Here is a 19,730-nt window from a genome sequence, read left to right as displayed (position 1 = left end):
CGACGCCCACGGGAGGGCGGGACCCGGGCAACGCCCGTCGGCGGGCGGAGAGCGGTCGACTCCCCGGCCGCCGACGGGCGTTGCTCCCCGTCGTCAGCAGGGCGAGTCCCGCCGCCACCATCGACACCCCGCCGGCCAGCGCGTACGCCCCGTCGTACCCCCAGGCGCCGACCACCATCGAGCCGAGGCCGCCGCCGAACAGTCCGCTGACCAGCTTGCCGCTGTACACCAGGCCGTAGTTGGTGGCGTTGTAGTTCTCGCCGAAGTAGTCCGGGGTCAGGGCGGCGAACAGCGGGTAGAACGCGCCGCCGCCGAAGCCGGACAGGAACGCGAACACCAGGAACAGCGGCTCGCTGCGGACGTCACCGGCCCAGATCACACCGAACTGGGCGAGCCCCAGGACGACGATGACGAAGACCAGGGTCGCCTTGCGGCCCCACCGGCTCTCTATCCCTCGTCCACGCAGCCGTCGTAGATGTCGATGATGTGGCCGCCGCACAGGGTGTAGACGCGGTCGACCCCCTCGGCCTTCAGCGCCTTGGCAACGAGATGACCGCTGACGCTCTGTACACAGTGGATTGCTTGCAGTCGACGAATGCTGTATGAAGCCTGTCTTCCGGCGCCAGTTCCGCCAAGATCCGGCCGGCGGCGTTGTGGCCTGCCTCACCCTCGCCGCAGCGCCGACCGCTGGCGAAGGGCGCTTCCCGTCCCTGGTGAGCACGTTGGGCACACGAGACCTCGCGGACTGTATACCGTCGGCAATCCTGCGGCCCCGGGCCGCCCGGTGGACGGATACGCAGGTGAAACGCACTCCGAAACCTTGGTATTGTTGTCCATGTCGCCGCGGGGAACACGCCCCACAAGGCGGCAGACACCTGGTCCGGGTGGCGGAATGGCAGACGCGCTAGCTTGAGGTGCTAGTGCCCTTTATCGGGCGTGGGGGTTCAAGTCCCCCCTCGGACACCAGCGGAGACCCCTGTCGATCAGGGGTCTCTTTGCTTTCCCGGGCTGCCGGAACCCCGCTGCCCGCGGAAATTCGCATGCCCCGCCCCCGTTCCCCTGCCTAGACTCGCCACGCACCGCGCGCCGCACCGACATCACGGTGGCGCGCTTCATGAGCCGTGACGATCGAGGGGAGCCGGGCCGTGCGTGACCGTACCGCCGTCGTCGTTTCCCCCGCACGGACCGAGGTGATCCTGGTGTCCTCGTCCGTCCGGTGCCCGCTGCGCGGCCGGCACCGGATGCCCGTGACACCCCGCTGACACCGCGCCGACACCCCGGCGGCCCGCCAGGGCACCCGCCCGGCCGCCGCCGTACGTCCGCACCCTTCGGCACACGGGGAACACGGGGAATCGCGCTGCCCACTTCCAGCACCACTTCCCGAAAGGCACCGGGCCGTGCGCACCCACATCGACACCCTCGCCGCCGTCCGCAACCTCGGCATCCTCGCCCACGTCGACGCCGGCAAGACCACCGTCACCGAGCGGATCCTGTACGCGACGGGCACCACCCACAAGCGGGGCGAGGTGCACGACGGCACCACCGTCACCGACTTCGACCCGCAGGAACGCGACCGGGGCATCACCATCTTCGCCGCCGCCGTGAGCTGCGCCTGGGACGGCCATCGCATCAACCTGATCGACACCCCCGGCCACGTCGACTTCGCCGACGAGGTCGAGCGGTCGCTGCGCGTCCTCGACGGGGCGGTCGCCGTGTTCGACGCCGTCGCCGGCGTGGAACCGCAGAGCGAGTCGGTGTGGCGGCAGGCCGACCGGCACGGTGTCCCGAGGATCGCGTTCGTCAACAAGCTGGACCGCGCGGGCGCCGACCTCGACCGGGCCGTGGACTCCATCCGCGACCGGCTGCACCCCGCGCCGCTGGTCGTACAGCTGCCGATCGGCGCCGAGGACGGCTTCACCGGCGTCGTGGACCTGGTGCGGATGCGGTCCCTGGTGTGGGGTGACGGCGAGGGTACGGCCGTGGAGGGCCCGGTGCCCGAGGAGTTGCGGGAGGAGGTGGTACGGCGGCGGCGCGCGCTGGAGGAGGCGGTCGCCGAACGGCATCCGGCCGCCCTGGAGGAGTTCTGCGACCGCGAGACACTCTCCGCCCAGTCCCTCACCGCGGCCCTGCGCGACCTGACCCGCACCGGGGACGGCGTGGTCGTGCTGTGCGGCTCCGCCTACCGCAACCGCGGCATCGAACCGCTGCTGGACGCGGTGGTGGCCTACCTGCCGTCGCCGCTGGACGTCCCCGCCGTACGCGGTGTCCACGAGGGTGCCGAGCAGCGGCGGCCCGCCGACCCCGAAGTCCCGTTCGCGGGGCTGGTGTTCAAGGTGAACGCGTCCGCCACCGGCCGCCTGGCCTACGTGCGCGTCTACTCGGGCACGATCGAGAAGGGAGACACCGTGGCGGACCCCGGCGGCGGGCGCACCGAGCGGGTCGCGCGGATCCTGCGGGTCATGGCGGACCGGCACGTCCAGCTGGACCGGGCGGTCGCCGGTGACATCGTCGCGCTCGCGGGTGTGAAGTCGGCCCGGGCCGGCGCCACACTGTGCGATCCCGGTGCCCCGCTGCTGCTGGAGGCGCCCGTGACCGCCGAGCCCGTGGTGTCCGTCGCCGTCGAGGCACGGCGGAGTACGGACACCGGGCGGCTCGCCACGGCACTCGCCCGGCTCGCCGAGGAGGACCCCTCGCTGGTGGTGCGCACCGACGCCGAGACCGGGCAGACCGTCCTGTCCGGGATGGGCGAACTCCATCTGGAGGTGGCGGTGGAGAAGATCCGCCGCGACGGCGGGCCGGAGGTCACCGTGGGCCGCCCCCGGGTGGCGTACCGGGAGACCGTCGTGGGCGGGGTCGCCGGGTTCGTGTACCGGCACGTCAAACAGGACGGCGGGGCGGGCCAGTTCGCCCATGTCGTCCTGGACGTGGAGCCGCTCGGGCCCGAACCGGGCGTCACCGGCTTCGCCTTCCGGTCCGCCGTGGTCGGCGGGCGCGTCCCGCAGGAGTACGTGCGCGCGGTGGAGGCCGGCTGCCGGGACGCGCTCGCCGAGGGGCCGCTCGCCGGGCATCCGGTGACCGGGCTGCGCGTCACGCTCGTCGACGGCTCCACGCACGTGAAGGACTCCTCCGACACGGCCTTCCGCACCGCCGGCCGGCTCGGCCTGCGCGAGGCCCTGCGGGCTTGTACGACGGCACTGCTCGAACCGGTCGCGGAGGTCACGGTGACCGTGCCGGAGGACGCGGTCGGCGGGGTGCTCGGTGACCTGGCCGCCCGGCGCGGCCGGGTCGGCGGTTCGGAGACCCGCGGCGGCGCGGCCGTACTGACCGCGACCGTTCCGCTGGCCGAACTGTTCGGCTACGCCACCCGGTTGCGCAGCCGCACCCAGGGCCGGGGCACCTTCACCACCCGGCCCGCCGGCTACGCACCGGCACCGGCCCCGGCACCGGCCCCGGTCCGGTAAGGGGCACGTCCCCCCGTGCCGGCCCGCACCATGAGCCACCGTGACCCGTGGTGCGGGCCGGCCGCACCGAAGGGCGACCCGCCGGACCCGCGCGACGCGAGGTGCGGCGGAACTGCGCGATCTCTTGACGAGCGCCGCCCGGAAGGATTAACTCACGTCCTAAATTAAGTCGTGAGTGCAATCCCCGAAGGGACACCGGGAGCCATGCGCAGCATCCGAGCCGCGGCCGTAGGCGCCGTCACCCTGTCTCTCGCCCTAGCGGCCACGGCCTGCGGAGGCGGATCGTCCACCGGCGGCGGGTCGAACGACTCACCCGGGACGCTGACGTACTGGGCCTCCAACCAGGGCGCCAGCGTCGCCGTGGACAAGCAGGTTCTCCAGCCGGAACTCGACAAGTTCGAGCAGCAGACCGGCATCAAGGTGAAGCTGGAGGTCGTGCCCTGGTCCGACCTGCTCAACCGGATCCTGACCGCGACCACCTCGGGCCAGGGCCCGGACGTGCTGAACATCGGCAACACCTGGAGCGCCTCCTTGCAGGCGACCGGCGCGCTGCTGCCGTGGGACGAGCAGAACTTCGCGAAGATAGGCGGCAAGGACCGGTTCGCCGCGACCGCGCTCGGCTCGACCGGCGCCCCGGGCAAGGACCCGGCGGCGGTCCCGCTGTACTCGATGGCATACGCCCTCTACTACAACAAGCGGATCTTCGCCGACGCCGGCATCGCCAAGCCCCCGGCCACCTGGGACGAGCTGGTCGCCGACGCCAAGAAGATCAAGGCCGAGGGCAAGTCCGCGCTCGGCGCCGAGGGTTCGAACCTGTCGGAGAACATCCACCACGTCTTCGTCTTCGCCAAGCAGCACGGCGCCGACTTCTTCACCGCCGACGGCAAGCCCGACTTCACCAACCCCAAGGTGGTCGAGGCGGTGAAGAGTTACGTCGACCTGATGGCCAAGGACGAGGTCATCCCGGCCGGGGACGCCGAGTACGCGCAGAACCAGTCCGTCAGCGACTTCGCCAAGGGCAAGCAGGCGATGCTGCTGTGGCAGTCCGCCGCGGCCAACCTCAAGTCCCAGGGCATGAGCGAGGACGCCTACGGCATCGCGCCGGTACCGGTGATCTCCGGAAAGCCCGGCAGCGGCACCCAGGTCAACTCCGCGGTCATGGGCATCAACATCGCCGTCTTCAAGAACACGCACAACCTCGACGGCGCCACGAAGTTCGTGAAGTTCATGACCTCCGACGCCGAGCAGAAGATCCTCAACACGGCCTACAGCTCCATCCCGCCGGTCACCTCCGCCCAGTCGGACCCCGCGTTCAGCACCCCGGCCACCGAGGTGCTGAAGAACACCCTCGCCGCGAGCGCCGCCGCGCTGCCCCAGGTGCCGTCCGAGTCGCAGTTCGAGACGGCGGTCGGTACGGCCGTCAAGGAGCTGTTCGCCGACGCGGCCGCCGGACGCGCCGTCACCGCCGACGACGTCGAGGCGAAGCTGGAGAAGGCCCAGCAGCAGATGCCGGCGGCGTGACCACGATGACGACCACCGCACTGAAGGAACCGGTGCGCGAGACGTCCCCCGGTGCGGCGCGCGAACCCCGCCGCCGCACCGGGCGGATCAGACGCGTCTCCCTGCCGTACCTGCTGCTCCTGCCCGCCCTGCTCCTCGAACTCCTCGTCCACCTGGTGCCGATGGCGATCGGCATCGTGATGAGCTTCAAGCAGCTCACCCAGCTCTACATCCGCGACTGGGGCACCGCCCCGTGGAACGGCTTCGACAACTACAGGGTGTCGGTGGACTTCGACGCCCCCGTCGGCAAGGCGCTGCTCCAGTCCTTCGGCATCACCGTCGGCTTCACCCTGCTGTCGGTCGGCCTGTGCTGGCTGGTCGGCACGGCCGCCGCCGTCTTCATGCAGGACACCTTCCGGGGGCGTGGCCTGCTGCGCGCGCTGTTCCTGGTGCCGTACGCGCTGCCCGTCTACGCGGCCGTCATCACCTGGGTGTTCATGTTCCAGCACGACAACGGCCTGGTGAACCACGTGCTGCACGACCAGCTGCACCTCACCGACAAGCCGTCCTTCTGGCTCATCGGCGACAACAGCTTCTACGCGCTGCTCACCGTGTCCGTGTGGAAGGGCTGGCCGTTCGCGTTCCTGATCGTGACGGCCGGGCTGCAGAACATCCCCCGGGAGCTGTACGAGGCCGCCGCGCTGGACGGCGCCGGGATGTGGCAGCAGATCCGCCGCATCACCCTGCCGTCGCTGCGCCCGGTCAACCAGGTGCTGGTCCTGGTGCTGTTCCTGTGGACGTTCAACGACTTCAACACGCCGTACGTGCTGTTCGGCAAGGCCGCTCCCGAGGCCGCCGACCTGATCTCGGTGCACATCTACCAGTCCTCCTTCGTCGCCTGGAACTTCGGCACCGGCTCGGCCATGTCCGTCCTGCTGCTGCTGTTCCTGCTCGTCGTGACGGGCGGATACCTGCTGCTCACCTCGCGCGGACGGAGGGCCGCCGATGTCTAGCGCCAACTCGCCCACGGCGCCGCCGCGTTCGTTCCTGTGGTCGCGCAGGGTGTTCCTCACCCTGCTCGCCGGGTTCGTACTGGTCCCGGTGTACGTGATGGTCTCCAGCTCGCTGAAGCCGCTCGCCGACGTCACCGGCCGGTTCCGCTGGCTGCCCAGCGAGCTGACCGTCCGGCCGTACATCGACATCTGGTCGACCGTGCCGCTCGCCGAGTACTTCGTGAACTCGGTGATCGTGGCGGGCGCGGCGACGGTCTGCTCGGTGGTCATCGCCGTGTTCGCCGCCTACGCCGTCAGCCGCTACGACTTCCGCGGCAAGCGCGTCTTCACGGTCACCGTGCTGTCCACGCAGATGCTGCCGGGCATCCTCTTCCTGCTCCCGCTCTTCCTGATCTACGTCAACATCGGCAACGCCACCGGCATCGCCCTGTTCGGCTCCCGCGGCGGGCTGATCCTGACGTACCTCACCTTCTCGCTGCCGTTCTCCATCTGGATGCTGATCGGTTACTTCGACTCGGTGCCGCGCGACCTGGACGAGGCGGCGCTGGTCGACGGCTGCGGTCCGTTCGGCGCGCTGTTCCGGATCGTCGTACCGGCCGCGGTCCCGGGCATCGTCGCGGTCGCCGTGTACGCCTTCATGACCGCCTGGGGAGAGGTGCTCTTCGCCTCGGTCATGACCAACGACACCACCCGCACCCTCGCCGTCGGCCTCCAGGGCTACTCCACGCTCTACGACGTCTACTGGAACCAGATCATGGCCGCCTCGCTGGTGGTCAGCGTGCCCGTGGTGGCCGGCTTCCTGCTGTTGCAGCGCTATCTCGTCGCGGGTCTGACGGCGGGTGCCGTCAAGTGACCCCCACGCCTGATCCCGAAGGGACTTCCGTGTCCGAACCCATCGACCTCGCCGCCCTCCCGCACGACTTCCTGTGGGGCACGGCCACGGCGGCGTACCAGATCGAGGGAGCCGTCGCCGAGGACGGCCGTTCGCCCTCGATCTGGGACACCTTCTCCCACACCCCGGGAAAGATCGCCAACGGTGACAACGGCGACGTCGCCTGCGACCACTACCACCGCTGGCGCGAGGACATCGGGCTGATGCGTCAACTCGGCGTCAACGCCTACCGGTTGTCGGTGGCCTGGCCGCGGGTGATCCCGGACGGCACCGGCCCGGTGAACCCCAAGGGGCTCGCGTTCTACGACGCCTTGGTGGACGCGCTGCTGGAGGCGGGCATCACCCCGTCCGTCACCCTCTACCACTGGGACCTGCCGCAGGTGCTCCAGGACCGCGGCGGCTGGCCGGAGCGGGACACCGCCCTCGCCTTCGCCGAGTACGCCTCCGTCGTCGCCGAACGCCTCGGCGACCGCGTCACCCTCTGGGCCACCCTCAACGAGCCCTCCTGCTCGGCCTGGATCGGCCATCTGGAGGGCACGATGGCCCCCGGCCGGCGCGACCTCACCGCCGCCGTCCGCGCCTCCTGCCACCTGCTCCTCGGCCACGGCCTCGCCACCCGGGCGATCCGCGCCGCCGCCCCCGGTGCCCAGGTCGGCGTCGTCAACAACCTCTCCACCGTGCACCCGGCCACCGACCGCCCCGAGGACCTGGCGGCGGCCCGCCGGCACGACGGCCATGTCAACCGCTGGTGGCTCGACCCGGTGCACGGCCGCGGCTTCCCCGCCGACATGGTGGAGACGTACGGCGTCGAACTCCCCGTTCGCGAAAGTGACTTGGCGGCCATCGCCGCGCCGCTCGACTGGCTCGGACTGAACTACTACTTCCCGGCCCACGTCACCGACGACCCCGGCGGGCCCGCGCCGTACGCCCGTTCCGTCCGCCGCGAGGGCGTCCCGCGCACCGGCATGGACTGGGAGATCGACGCGTCCGGCATCGAGACGCTGCTGCTGCGGCTCACCGAGGAGTACGGCGCCCGGAAGATCTACGTCACCGAGAACGGCTCCGCCTTCCCCGACGTGGTCCGTCCCGACGGCAGCATCGACGACCCCGAGCGCCGGGACTACCTGGAGCGCCACCTCGCCGCCTGCGCCTCGGCCGCCCGCAGGGGTGCGCCGCTGGCCGGATACTTCGCCTGGTCCCTGCTGGACAACTTCGAGTGGGCCTACGGCTACGACAAGCGCTTCGGCCTGGTCCACGTCGACTACCGCACCCAGGTCCGCACGATCAAGGGCAGCGGCCGGCGGTACGCGGACATCGTCCGCGCCCACCGCGCCCAGACCCGCCGGGCCGCCTGAGCCCGGCGGCGCATCCGGGAGTTGTTGACGGCGTCAACGAGTACGTTCATTGCGGGCCCGTAGCCGCCGTGTGTACGGTGACCGGTATGACGGACCACTCCGCCCCACCCCCCGGCGGACCCCTTGTCACCGCTTCCGAGATCGCCCGGATCGCCGGGGTCACCCGCGCCGCCGTCTCCAACTGGAGGCGGCGGTACGAGGACTTCCCCGCGCCCGCGGGCGGCAGCGCCACCAGCCCGCTGTTCGACCTGGCCGCCGTACAGACCTGGCTGGACCGCCAGCGCAAGGGCCAGGAGGTCTCCGCGGAGGTCCAGCTGTGGCAGGCGCTGCGGGCCGCCTCCGGCGACGACATGACCGGCGCCCTCGCCGACGTCGCACAGCTCCTCGCCGGCGGACCGGACACCCCGCCGCTGCCCGCCGACGTCGTCCGGCCGGCCCGCGAGCTGGCCGCGCAGGGGTCGCCGGGCGAGGTGGTCGAGGCCCTCGCCGAACGCTTCACCGACTCCGTCCGCCGGGCCGGATCCGACCAGGTCACCGCGCCGCGCATCGTCCGCGCCCTGCGGCACCTCGCCGGCGACGTACCCGCCGGCGCCACCGTCCTCGACCCGGCCTGCGGCATCGGCACCCTCCTCCTCGCCGTCGGGCCACGCCGGGGGACCCGGCGCCGCGGCCAGGAGGCCGACGCCCGCAGCGCCCGCTTCGCCCAGCTGCGGGCCGGCCTCACCGGACACGAGGACGTCACGATCGTCGCCGGGGACTCCCTCCGCGGCGACCACTGGGCCGGACTCCGGGCCGACCTCGTCGTCTGCGACCCGCCGGTCGGCGACAGCGACTGGGGGCGTGAGGACCTGCTGCTCGACTCCCGGTGGGAACTGGGCATCCCCTCCCGCGCCGAAGGCGAACTCGCCTGGCTCCAGCACGCCTACGCGCACACCGCACCCGGCGGGCGCGTGCTCATGGTCATGCCGGCCTCGGTCGCCTACCGCAAGGCGGGCCGGCGCATCCGGGCCGAACTGGTACGGCGGGGGATCCTGGCCAAGGTCACCGCGCTGCCGCCGGGCGTCGCCGCCTCGCACGCCCTGCCCGTGCACGTGTGGGAGCTGCGCCGCCCGGACTCCCCGGACACCGCCGCCACCAGCGTGCGCATGGTCGACCTCACCGCCAACTACCCGGACGGCTCCCTGGACCCGGAGCCCGCCCAGACCACCGACGTCCCGCTGATCGACCTCCTGGACGACACCGTCGACCTGACACCCGGCCGGTACGTCAGGGAGTCCCACCGGGACTACGCGGCCGAATACCTCACCCTCCGGCAGGAACTCACCCGCGAACTGCGGAAGTTGGCCGACCTGCTCCCCGACCTGACGGCCGGCGAGGGCCCCGGCGCACCCGCCGGGCCGTCGGTGAGCGTCGCCGACCTCGCCCGGGCCGGCCTCGTCGAGTACGGCGACCCGGAACCCGTCTCGGTCAGCGACCAGCTCGACACCGCCTTCCTGCGCGGCTTCCTGCGCAGCGCGGCCAACACCCGCCGCTCCACCAGCGCCAGCGGCACCTTCCGGCTCGACGGCAAGGGCGCCCGCATCCCCCAGATGGACCTCGCCGCCCAGCGCCGCTACGGCGCCGCCTTCAGCGCCCTGGAGGAGTTCGAGGAGCGGTCCCGCCGCATCGCCGAACTCACCCGCCAGGCCGCGGAACTGGCCCGCGACGGACTGGGCAACGGCACGCTCACCCCCCGGGAGTGAGGGCGCGGCCGGGCGATACGGTGGGCCGGAGAGGGTGTGGCGCACGCAGTCCCGGCGTTCTCGCTCAGGGGGCGGGGTGCCGGGGGCCCCGGCCCGGGGGCGGGGTGAGGGTGGAGGTGTAGGTCTCGCCGTCCACCAGCGGGGTGTCGGGGGTGAGCCCGGCGGCGGCCATACAGTCGTACTCGGCGAGGATCAGGTCCTTGGTGCGGTAACGGCCGTATTCCTTCAGGTCGTTGTCGCGGGTGACGTTGAAGGTGTCCAGGACGTACGCGGTGTCGTCGCGGGACACGCCGTACAGGTGGAAGAAGAAGGCGTCCAGTTCGGCCTTGAGCACCGCCCGGCGGTCCGGGTCCCAGCGGAAGGGGGCGCCGGTGTCGCCGAGTTCGCGGGCGAAGCCGCTCAGGTCGGTGGCCGTGTAGGTGAGTTCGGTCAGGCGCGGCACGAGGAAGGAGGCGTGCCGGGCCAGGGTCCCGGGCGTGGGGACGGGGAGCTGGCGGACCACGAAGTAGCTCATGGACGTGCCGCCGATCGACTGGCGGGCCGCGTAGTCCAGCACGAACGAGGACCACACGCTCGCCAGCAGGGCGGCCTGGTCGGCGAGCGCGAGCATGAACTTGTGGCCGAAGCCGTGGGCGGGCGCGACCGCGCAGATCATGGTGCGTTCGTTGCTCTTGTTGGTGATGTCCCGCCAGCCGAGCACCCAGTCCCGCTCCCAGCCCCGCGCGGCCAGCCGCGAACGCACGCCCGCCGCCCGGATCTCCTGACCGTGGCGGTCGATCTCGCCGGTGGGCACGTCCTGTTCGGGCACCCAGTAGCGCGGCATCGGGCAGGCCCCCGCGTCCTGGTGGCGCTCCACCGTGAGCCGGGGCAGCGTGCCCTTGTTCAACTGTTTCTCGGTGGCGCCCTCGTACGTGGAGAACCGGTGGTCGTAGTGGTGCAGCATCTTGGCCTCGTACAGCGGCAGCAGCCGCTCCTCGCCGCGGACCAGGACGTTGCCCTTCAGGTTCCACCCCTCCCCGAGGAGGTCGTCGAAGGTCTCGCCGCGCTGGGCGTCCGGACGGAAGACACCCGAGTCGTTCGCCATGTCGAACATGCGCAGGAAGGACACGCCCCACGGGTTGCCGTCCTCCCGTCCCTCGTGCACGAACACCGGCACCCGGCGGTAGATGCCCAGCGTGATCTCGGCGTCCCGGCGGCTGCCGAACACCGGGCAGGTACCGGTGTTGGGGTTCATCCGCAGGATGTCGTCCGCCGTCAGCCGGTACCGGCGCTCGGCGATCTGCGCGGCCTGGCGCACCTTGAACACCAGCTGCGCCGGTTCGTTCATGTCCCCGGTGCCGCGCAGCGTGAGCAGGCAGAACCGCAGCTGGTTGTGGACGCCGGGGAAGACCTTGTCCTCGTTCTCGAAGTCGTACAGGGCGGCCAGCCGGCCGTGCGTGACCAGGTCCTTGAAGAAGAACTGGGTGGTCGCGTCGGTGGCGATGCCGGTCGGCACGATGATCCCGGTGCGCCCGCGCGGACCGGTCAGGGCGCGGTCGGTCTCCGCGAAGACGGCGTAGGTGTTGATGTCGCCGCGGCCGGTCAGCGGGTAGCGGCCGCTGACGCGCAGGAAGTGGCTCTCGCCCTCCGCGCGGCGCTTGGCGGCCTCGAACTCCTCCGACAGCAGCCGCCCGTCGGGGTCCTCGCGCAGCGCGGCGATGGCCCGCTTGCGGGCGGCCGCGTTCTTCGCCCGGGCGATCTCGGGGCTGCGCTCGGCGAAGAACTCCTGCTCCTGCAGCTTCACCCGCTCCCACGGCGGGTTGCCCAGCACCGCGTCGAAGCCGCCCGCCCAGCCCGTCTCCGGCCGCACGCCCGCACCGGACTCCGGCACCGGGAAGACCTCGGGGAACTCCAGATGCCAGTGGAAGAAGCCGTACTCGTCGCGCAGCCGCAGGATCTCGGCGTGCGTGGCGTCCGGTACGGCGGCCTGGTCGCCTCCGCGCAGCGCCCGGAACACCTGGTCGGTGGGGGCGGCGGGCGCGCCCGGCCGCTTGGGCCAGACGAACGCGGCGCACCACGCGTCGGCCGCGTGCAGGTCCCGGAGGTAGTCGGCGGACTCAACGTAGGCGCGGTACGCGGACTCCTGGTGGCGGACGTCGGCGAGCGAGTCGGCGGGGGCGGCCGTGATCCGGGCCAGCTCGGCCGCGTAGCGGCTGTTGCCGACGGCCGGGGAGGCGCCGAACAGCAGCTCGTCCTGGCCGCCGCGCTGGGCCCGGTTGCGCTTCTGGAGATCGCCCGCGGTCCTCCTGTCGTCGCCCTCGATCGGCTTGAACGCGTCGGTCGGGACGCCGTCGGCGAGGAGCTTCGGGGTCGCGCCGATCAGCCCGTTGCCGTGCTTGAGGTGGGCGTCGAGGAAGCCGAGCGGCTTGCCCGGTTCCAGCGCCTCCAGCCACAGCGAGACCTTCGCCAGCTCCACGGCCATGGGGTTGAGGTCCACGCCGTACACGCACCGGGCGACCACCTCGTGCAGCGCGTGGCGGACCGCGTCCGGCGTCGGCTCCGGGTTGTGCTCCCGGACCGCCGCGACCTGCTTGGCGATCCGGCGGGCCGCCGCCACCAGGAAGTGGCCGGAGCCGCACGCCGGGTCGCACACCTTCAGGGAGAGCAGCTCGCGCACGATCGCCGCGGCCGGATCGGCCTCGCCCGCGCGGGCCGCCGCCTCCTCGCCGCGTCGCACCGCGTCCTGGATCACCGGGTCCAGCGCGGAGTCCAGCAGGCTCTCGATCAGCGACGTGGGCGTGTAGTAACTCCCCGTAGTCTTCCGGGTGTTGCCGGCGGCCTCGATCAGCTCGAACCGCCGCTCCACCGCGCTGTACGCCGGCTCCAGCTCCAGCAACGACTCGTAGACCGAGCCGAGTTCCTCCGCGCCCAGCTGCCGGTAGTCCACCGTCCGTCGGCGCCCCGCGCTGCCGTCGCGGACCTCGGACAGGTGGCGTACGGCGGTGAGCAGGGCCTGGTTGGCCAGCTTCAGACCGCGCAGGGGGGCGTCGGCGCCGGTCTCGGTGAACAGGCCGCCCAGGCCCGGCAGGCCCAGCTCGGGGAGGCCCTCCTCCCGGCCGAGCGCCGTCAGGACGAGGCACAGCGCGTCGTAGCGGTCGCCGTGCGCTGTGCCGCGCCGCCTGCGGGCGTGGGCGCGCAGCCGGGCCGACGAGAAGTACCGCTCGTACCGCTCACGGGCGAGCGCATCGGCGTCGGGCGCGAGCAGCGCGTCCCGGTCCTCGGCGATGAAGACGAACAGCAGCCGGTACACCAGGCGCAGCAGCGCAACCTGTAGCTCCCGGGGGCGGACGTGCTCGCGCAGCGCGCCGTTCTCCGGGTGCCGCAGAAAGCCCGTGCCCAGCACGGTGATCGCCTCCTGCACGCCCCGGCGCAGCTGGTCCAGCGCCCGCGTGCCGCCGGCGACGGCCTCCGCGCGCCACTGCTCCAGCCGGCAGGTGGCCGGGGCGGCGCCCTCGGCCACTTCGAACCGGGACACGTGCAGCAGCCGGTACAGCAGCAGGAACTCGCTGAACAGCTCGCCGTCGAAGATCGCCGCAAGGTCGAACTCGACGTACGAGGCGGTGGCCAGGGCGCTGGAGTCGCGCAGCAGCCGCACCTGGCGGCCGTTGGTCAGAACGGCCCAGAGATGGGCCTCGGAGCGGTTCAGGCACTCCTGGAGCATCGACTGCGGCGGGACCGTGCCCGCGCCGCCCGGCCGCCGGTCCAGCTCCGTCTGCCAGGCCGTCTGGTGGATCAGGGCGTGGTCCCAGCGGTGGGAGACCGGGAACCGCCGGCTCGGGTCGGAGTCGGCGGGGATGCCGGCCGGGCCGACCGGCAGGAGCCGGCCGAAGCCCAGCTCACGCCAGAGCGGGGTCAGCCAGTCGGTGCCGGCGCGGCCGGTGGGGTCGGTGGCCGGCCGGCCCGTCTCCGGGTCCTCGGGGAGCCGCTCGCGCAGTTCCCGCCACAGCGGCTTGAGGTATTCCCAGCTGCGCTCGGCCTCGTCGCGCACCGAGCGGGAGGAGGGCAGCCCGTAGTCGGCCGGGCTCGTCCCCGGCAGGTCCCGGCCCTCGGCGATCCGGAGCAGCAGATCGGCCGGCAGCAGCCCGCCGACCGTGTGGACGGCGGTGAACACCTGGGTGCGGGCGGTGGCGGACATGCTCCTCTTTTCTGCTGCTCGGGCCCATCGTTCCAGAGGGTCGCGGCAGACCGCCGCCACAGTACACGGGCTGCGGTTCGTCCGAAAGGGTTTCGATCCGTTGACGTCGTCAACAGAGGAGCCGGATGATCATGAACCCCGGCTTACTGCATATGATGTGCAAGTGCGTATCTATAGCGTGAGGCCGGCCACCCCCGGCGACCTCGACCAGGCCAGGTCCGTCATGCTCGACACCGTCTACCGGGACTTCGGCACCGGGTACGTCCCCCGGTGGCACGCCGACATCGTGGATCCGGCCGGCGCCTACCTCGCGCCCGCCCGGCACACACTGCTCGTCGCCGTCGACGGGCAGGTCGTCGGCACCGGCGCCCTCGACGCCAGGGGGCCGCGGCATCCGCCGAACCCGCGCTGGCTGGCCGAGCGGTACCCGTCCGGGGAGACCGCGCAGCTGCGCCGGGTGTACGTGCGCCCGGGGCACCGGCGCCGCGGCATCGCGCGCGAACTGGTGGCGCGGCTCCTGGACTTCGCCGTGGCGGACGGCGGATACCGGTCCGTGTACCTGCACACCGACCCGGCCGTGCCGGGTGCCGAGCCGTTCTGGCGGTCGCTCGGCACGGTCGTGCACGACGAGCGGCGGGAGGCCGGCGGCGGGCAGGGGATCGTGCACTTCGAGCTTCCGCTGAGACCGGCGAGTTATTGGAAATGATAATCATGTAATGTGCTGCTCGCCCTTCCGTGACCGACCCCGAGCTGAGGAACATGCCTGCCCCGCGCCCTGCCCGACTGCTGGCCGCCCTTCTCGTCACGCCCCTCCTCACGGGGTGCTTCGCCGCCGACTCCGGTACGGCGTCCGGCCCGTCCGCCGACGGCGCGCGGCTGCGGGTCGCCCTCGCCTTCCCGCCCGCCGAGCGGCTCTCCCCGTATGGCGCCGACGCCACCATCCTCAGCCGGCTCGGCGTCACCGAGGGCCTGACCGCCCTCGACGGCAACGGCTCCGCCGCCCCCGCCCTCGCCTCCTCCTGGCGTCAAGAGGGCGCCCGCAGCTGGCAGTTCACCCTGCGCGAGGCCACCTTCCAGGACGGCTCCGAGGTCACCGCCCAGGCCGTGGCCGCCTCCCTCACCCGGGCCGCCCACGCCGAGCCCGCCCCGGCCGCCCTGTCCGGCGTCACGCTCACCGCCGAACCCGTGGACCGGCACCGGGTGCGCGTCACCACCGGCCGGCCCGACCCGATCCTGCCGCTGCGCCTGGCCGGCCCGAGCCTCGCCGTGCTGTCCCCGAAGGCCTACGGCCCGAAGGGCGCCGTCGACCCGGTCGGCACCGGCACCGGCCCCTTCGAGCTGACCGGGGTCAGCGGCAGTTCGTCCGCGACCCTCGACCGGTACGACGGCTACTGGGGCGGCCGCGCCCAGGCCGCCGGCATCGACGTCCGCTTCGTCGCCGACGGCACCGCCCGCACCAACGCCCTGCGCAGCGGCGACACCGACATCGCCGAAGCCGTGCCCGTGGCGCAGGCCGCCACGCTCGGGCAGGGCACCCGCCGGGAGACCGCCACCACCCGCACCACCAGCCTGCTGCTCAACTCCCGCTCCGGACCCTTCGAGGACGCCGGGCTGCGCGCCGCCGCCCGCGCCGCCGTCGACACCTCCGGCCTCGCCCGGGGCGTGTACGAGGGACACGCCGACCGCGGCGCGGGCATCTACGGCCCCGCCGTCACCTGGGCCGAGGGCAGGCACCTCACGCCGGCCGGGCGGGCCCGGCCCAAGCGGCCCGACGGGGCCCGGATCACCCTCGCCACCTACGACAACCGGCCCGAACTCCCCGAAGTGGCCCAGGTGCTGAAGCAGCAGCTGGAACGGGCCGGGTTCCGGGTCAGGCTCGTCGTCCGCGAGTACTCCCGGCTGGAGGGCGACGCGCTCGCCGGAAGGTTCGACGCCTTCGTGCTCGCCCGCAACAGCCTCGTCGACACCGGCGACCCGGTCGCCGTCCTCGCCGGCGACTACACCTGCGACGGCGGCTACAACCTGGCCCGGCTGTGCGACAAGGACGTGGACCGGGCCGTGGCCGCCGCCGAGCGCACCGCCGACACCGCGAAGCGGCGGGACGCGGCACTGCGCGCCGAGGCCGAGATCCTGGGCACCGACGCCGTCGTACCGCTGGTCCACCAGCGGGTCATCACCGGCGTCGGCCGCTCGGTCAAGGGCGTACTGCTCGACCCGTACGAGCGCACCCTCATCGGCGCCGGCACCCGGCGCTGACCGTGCGCACCCTGCTGTGGCGGACCTCGCTCGCCGGCGCCCTGGTGTGCGGGATCGGCCTGCTGCCCTGGCTCAGCCGCACCGATCCCGCGCTCACCGTGCTCAAGGCCCGGGCCCAGGACCGCGACCCGGACCCCGCCGTACTCAGCGCCATCCGCGACCGACTCGGCCTCGACCAGGGGCCGTTGACGCTGCTCGGCCGCTGGCTCGGCGGGCTGGCGCGGGGGGACGCGGGCCGGTCCTGGATCTCCGGCGCGCCGGCCGGACCGGACGTGCTCCAGGCGCTCGGCGTCTCCCTGCTGCTCATGGCCGTCGCGCTCGTCGTGGCCGGCTGCACCGCCGCCGTCGTCTGCGCCCGCACCCTGTACCGGGGCGGCCGGACCCGGCCGGGCGGCACCGGCTCCGCGATGCTCGCCGCCCTGCCGGAGTTCCTCACCGCCTCCGTCCTCGCCACCGTCGTCGGCGTACAGCTGGGCTGGCTGCCCGCCCTCGGCTGGTACGGGCCCCGGTACACCGTGCTGCCCGCCCTCGCCCTCGGCCTGCCCGCCGGGGCCGTCCTCGGCCGGCTCCTGGACGACCAGCTGCCCGGCGCCTTCGCCGAACCCTGGGCGCGAGCCGCCGCCGCACGCGGACTGCCCCGGGCGCGCGTCGCCCGGCAGGCGGTACGGCGCTGCCTGCCCGGACTGCTGCCGAACACCGCGCTGTTCGTCGTCGGCATGACCGGCGGCGCCGTCGCCGTGGAGCAGATCTTCGACATCCCCGGCCTCGGCCGGACCACCCTCCAGGCCGCCCTCGCCCAGGACCTGCCCGTCCTCCAGGCGGGCACCCTCGCCCTCGTGCTGCTCGCCGCGCTCGCCGCGGGCGCCGCCCGGCTCGCCGTACGCCTGCTCACCGGCCCGGCCCTGCGCGACGGCGCCCTGCCCGCCCCGCACCGGCCCGCGCCGGCAGTACGGCGGACCGCACCGCTCCTCCTCGCCGGGGCCCTGCTCGCGGTCCTCGGCGCCGGGTTGCCCCGCGACCCGCTCGCCCTGGACACCACCGCACGCCTCCAACCCCCGTCCTGGACACACCCGTTCGGCACCGACGCGCTCGGCCGCGACCTGCTCGCCCGGGTCGCCCACGGCGCCCTGGACACCCTGCTGCTCGCCCTCGCGATCAGCGCCGGCACACTCCTCGCCGGGCTGCTGCTCGGACTGCTGCCCCGGCTGTCCGGGCCGCTGGTCGACACCGTCAACGCCGTACCGCCCGTGCTCGCCGCGCTGCTGGTCACCGCCGTCGCCGGCGGCGGCCCGGCCACCCCCGCGCTCGCCGTCGCCGCCGTCGCCTGGGCGCCGCTCGCCGCGCACACCTCCGCACTGCTCCGACTGGAACGCGCCGCCCTGCACCTCACCGCCACCCGGGCCCTCGGCGCCGGCCGCTGGTACCTGCTGCGCCACGAACTCCTGCCCGCCGTCGTCCCGTCCGTCACCCGGCACGCCCTGCTGCGCCTGCCCGGCACCGCGCTCGCCCTCGCCTCCCTCGGCTTCCTCGGCCTCGGCGCCCAGCCGCCGTCCCCCGAGTGGGGCCACCTGCTCGCCGAGAACCAGCCCTACGCCGAACGCGCCCCCTGGGCGGTCCTCGCCCCCGCCGCCGTCCTCGCCGTCCTGGGTGCGCTGGCGGTGACGTCCGCGGGCGCCCTACGCCGCCGCCCGGTCCGTCGTACGGCCGAAGGCCCGGTGCGCGCGGTCGAGCCGGCCACCCGATGAGCGCCCCGCCGGCCGACGTCCGCACCGCGGGCGCGCGCCTGTCCCCGCTGCTCCGACTGCTGATCCTCAGCCAACTCGCCTTCAACATCGGCTTCTTCGCCGTCCTGCCGTTCCTCGCCGAGCACCTCGGCGCGACGCTCGGCATGGCGGGCTGGCTGGTCGGTGTCGTCCTCGGGCTGCGCACGTTCAGCCAGCAGGGCCTGTTCGTGGTGGGCGGGGCCCTCGCCGACCGGTACGGCATCCGGCCCGTCGTCCTCACCGGGTGCGCGCTGCGCGTCGCCGGGTTCCTCTGGCTCGGGTACGCCGGACAGACCTGGTCGGTGATCGGCTCCGTCCTGCTGATCGGGTTCGCCGCCGCGCTGTTCTCACCGGCGGTGGAGTCGGAGGTCGCCCGGCAGGCGGTGCTGCGGGAGGAGGCGGGCGGCGGGCCGCGCGCCCGGGTGCCGGCGCTGTTCACCGTCGCCGGACAGGCGGGAGCCTTCCTCGGCCCCCTGCTGGGCGGCCTGCTGCTGACCGCCGACTTCCGCGCGGTGTGCCTCGCCGGGGCCGGCGTCTTCGTCGCGGTCCTCACCGGACACGCCGTACTGCTGCCCCGGCACATCCCCGGCCGGGAACCCGCCCGCGTCCGCGGCGGCCTCGGACCGCTCCTGCGCAACGGCCGCTTCCTCGCCCTGTGCTGCGGGTACGGCGCCCAACTCCTCGCCTACAACCAGCTCTACCTCGCCCTGCCCGCCGAGGCGGAGCGCGCGGCCGGTTCGCAGGCGCCGGTCGCCTGGCTGTTCGCACTGTCCTCCCTGCTGGTGGTCACCGCCCAACTGCCCGTCACCCGCTGGGCCGACCGCCGGCTCACCCCGCGCCGCTCCCTGGCCGCCGGGCTGCTGCTGACCGGCGCCGGATTCGCCGCCGTCGCCGCGGCCCGCCCGGCCGGCTGGACCGGTACGGCCGGACTGGCGCCGCTCGCCGCCCTGGTCGTCCTGCTCACCCTCGGCCAGATGCTGGTCGCCCCCGTCGCCCGCGCCTGGCTCCCCGACCTCGCCGAACCCGGCCGCCTCGGCCTCTACACCGGCGCCCTGTCCTCCGTCTCCGGCCTCCTCGTCCTCCTCGGCAGCACCGCCTCCGGCGCCCTCCTCGACCTGGGGCTGCCACCGGCGGTGCCGTGGACGGCCCTGGCGGCGGTACCGGTGGCGGCGGTGTGGCTCCTGCCGGGGGAACGGGGACGACGGCGCGGCGAGGGGGGCTGACGGGGGAGTGGGCCGGACCTGCGCGGTGAAGGGCTTTGGCCACGGGCCGACGGGGCGTGGAGGCGGCGCCGGGCACCGGGCGGCGGCGATCGCGTGGGCCCCGGGGAGCGGGGCGCTCGCCGCCTCGGCGGAAGGTCCGGCCGGGCCGGTGCGGAAGGTCCGGCCTGGCTCGTGCGGAGGGCCGGCGGGCTCGTGCCGAGCAGGGCCGCGCGGGCGTGACGGTGCGATCCGTGACACGCGTGTGGAAGGGGCCGGAACCGGAGCCGGGTCAGGGCCTTTCCCCCGCACGTCCCTCCCCGCGCCCCCCACCCCCCCCACCCCCGCTGTTTTCCCCGCCTCCCCACCCAACCC

11 protein-coding genes, 1 tRNA gene and 1 pseudogene are annotated in these 19,730 nt (G+C 73.5%); 11 read left to right on the top strand and 2 right to left on the bottom strand.

The window, feature by feature from the left end; genetic code table 11:
* Positions 1 to 7 precede the first annotated feature (7 nt).
* Positions 8 to 460: pseudogene (locus ACZ4U1_RS24310) on the bottom strand (MFS transporter); the annotation flags it as partial.
* 418 nt (positions 461 to 878) lie between these two features.
* Here ACZ4U1_RS24310 and ACZ4U1_RS24305 point away from each other — a divergent pair.
* From ACZ4U1_RS24305 to ACZ4U1_RS24275, 7 genes are all read left to right on the top strand, one after another.
* Positions 879 to 966 (top strand) — tRNA-Leu (locus ACZ4U1_RS24305).
* Between the two features lie 431 nt (positions 967 to 1,397).
* Positions 1,398 to 3,461 (top strand): elongation factor G, encoded by a 2,064-nt coding sequence (gene fusA, locus ACZ4U1_RS24300; RefSeq protein WP_467905901.1) that lies wholly within the window; start codon positions 1,398 to 1,400, stop codon positions 3,459 to 3,461.
* Positions 3,462 to 3,665: 204 nt separating this feature from the next.
* A complete protein-coding gene (locus ACZ4U1_RS24295) occupies positions 3,666 to 4,982 on the top strand; it encodes an ABC transporter substrate-binding protein (RefSeq protein WP_467905899.1) in 1,317 nt (438 codons plus the stop codon).
* Positions 4,983 to 4,987: 5 nt separating this feature from the next.
* Positions 4,988 to 5,974, top strand: coding sequence for a carbohydrate ABC transporter permease (locus tag ACZ4U1_RS24290; protein WP_467906213.1), 987 nt, complete (start codon positions 4,988 to 4,990; stop codon positions 5,972 to 5,974).
* Complete coding sequence (locus ACZ4U1_RS24285) at positions 5,967 to 6,827, top strand: carbohydrate ABC transporter permease (RefSeq protein WP_467905898.1); 861 nt, start codon at positions 5,967 to 5,969, stop codon at positions 6,825 to 6,827. The genes ACZ4U1_RS24290 and ACZ4U1_RS24285 overlap by 8 nt, the downstream gene beginning before the upstream one ends.
* A 29-nt stretch (positions 6,828 to 6,856) precedes the next feature.
* Positions 6,857 to 8,221, top strand: a complete 1,365-nt coding sequence (locus ACZ4U1_RS24280) for a GH1 family beta-glucosidase (RefSeq protein WP_467905896.1) — start codon at positions 6,857 to 6,859, stop codon at positions 8,219 to 8,221.
* Positions 8,222 to 8,307: 86 nt separating this feature from the next.
* Entirely contained in the window at positions 8,308 to 9,963 is a 1,656-nt protein-coding gene (locus ACZ4U1_RS24275; protein WP_467905894.1) for an N-6 DNA methylase, read from the top strand.
* A 64-nt stretch (positions 9,964 to 10,027) separates the two neighbouring features.
* Here the strand turns inward: ACZ4U1_RS24275 and ACZ4U1_RS24270 are convergent, their stop codons facing one another.
* Entirely contained in the window at positions 10,028 to 14,137 is a 4,110-nt protein-coding gene (locus ACZ4U1_RS24270) for an Eco57I restriction-modification methylase domain-containing protein (protein WP_467905892.1), read from the bottom strand.
* A 223-nt stretch (positions 14,138 to 14,360) separates the two neighbouring features.
* On the opposite strand from ACZ4U1_RS24270, the gene ACZ4U1_RS24265 reads away from it, so the two are divergent.
* Genes ACZ4U1_RS24265 through ACZ4U1_RS24250 form a run of 4 tightly spaced genes read left to right on the top strand, consistent with a single transcriptional unit; the run spans position 14,361 to position 19,379 of the window.
* Complete coding sequence (locus ACZ4U1_RS24265; protein WP_467906212.1) at positions 14,361 to 14,843, top strand: GNAT family N-acetyltransferase; 483 nt, start codon at positions 14,361 to 14,363, stop codon at positions 14,841 to 14,843.
* Positions 14,844 to 14,896: 53 nt separating this feature from the next.
* Complete coding sequence (locus ACZ4U1_RS24260) at positions 14,897 to 16,393, top strand: ABC transporter substrate-binding protein (protein WP_467905891.1); 1,497 nt, start codon at positions 14,897 to 14,899, stop codon at positions 16,391 to 16,393.
* A 2-nt stretch (positions 16,394 to 16,395) separates the two neighbouring features.
* Entirely contained in the window at positions 16,396 to 18,138 is a 1,743-nt protein-coding gene (locus tag ACZ4U1_RS24255) for an ABC transporter permease subunit (RefSeq protein ID WP_467905889.1), read from the top strand.
* Positions 18,135 to 19,379 (top strand): MFS transporter, encoded by a 1,245-nt coding sequence (locus ACZ4U1_RS24250; RefSeq protein WP_467905888.1) that lies wholly within the window; start codon positions 18,135 to 18,137, stop codon positions 19,377 to 19,379. Before ACZ4U1_RS24255 ends, ACZ4U1_RS24250 begins: the two co-directional genes overlap by 4 nt.
* The last annotated feature ends 351 nt before the right edge of the window (positions 19,380 to 19,730 follow it).

It is taken from the genome of Streptomyces sp. NPDC028928 (assembly GCF_055564915.1).
The sequence above is the reverse complement of the archived record's forward strand: the minus strand, read 5'-3'. Positions and strand labels throughout refer to the sequence as shown.

Excerpts from the sequence above, each read along its gene's own strand:
- ACZ4U1_RS24260 (WP_467905891.1), top strand. The coding sequence starts at position 14,897 with ATGCCTGCCCCGCGCCCTGCCCGACTGCTGGCCGCCCTTCTCGTCACG.
- ACZ4U1_RS24290 (WP_467906213.1), top strand. The coding sequence starts at position 4,988 with ATGACGACCACCGCACTGAAGGAACCGGTGCGCGAGACGTCCCCCGGT.
- ACZ4U1_RS24285 (WP_467905898.1), top strand. The coding sequence starts at position 5,967 with ATGTCTAGCGCCAACTCGCCCACGGCGCCGCCGCGTTCGTTCCTGTGG.
- ACZ4U1_RS24265 (WP_467906212.1), top strand. The coding sequence starts at position 14,361 with ATGCTCGACACCGTCTACCGGGACTTCGGCACCGGGTACGTCCCCCGG.
- ACZ4U1_RS24275 (WP_467905894.1), top strand. The coding sequence starts at position 8,308 with ATGACGGACCACTCCGCCCCACCCCCCGGCGGACCCCTTGTCACCGCT.
- ACZ4U1_RS24295 (WP_467905899.1), top strand. The coding sequence starts at position 3,666 with ATGCGCAGCATCCGAGCCGCGGCCGTAGGCGCCGTCACCCTGTCTCTC.
- ACZ4U1_RS24250 (WP_467905888.1), top strand. The coding sequence starts at position 18,135 with ATGAGCGCCCCGCCGGCCGACGTCCGCACCGCGGGCGCGCGCCTGTCC.
- ACZ4U1_RS24270 (WP_467905892.1), bottom strand. The coding sequence starts at position 14,137 with ATGTCCGCCACCGCCCGCACCCAGGTGTTCACCGCCGTCCACACGGTC.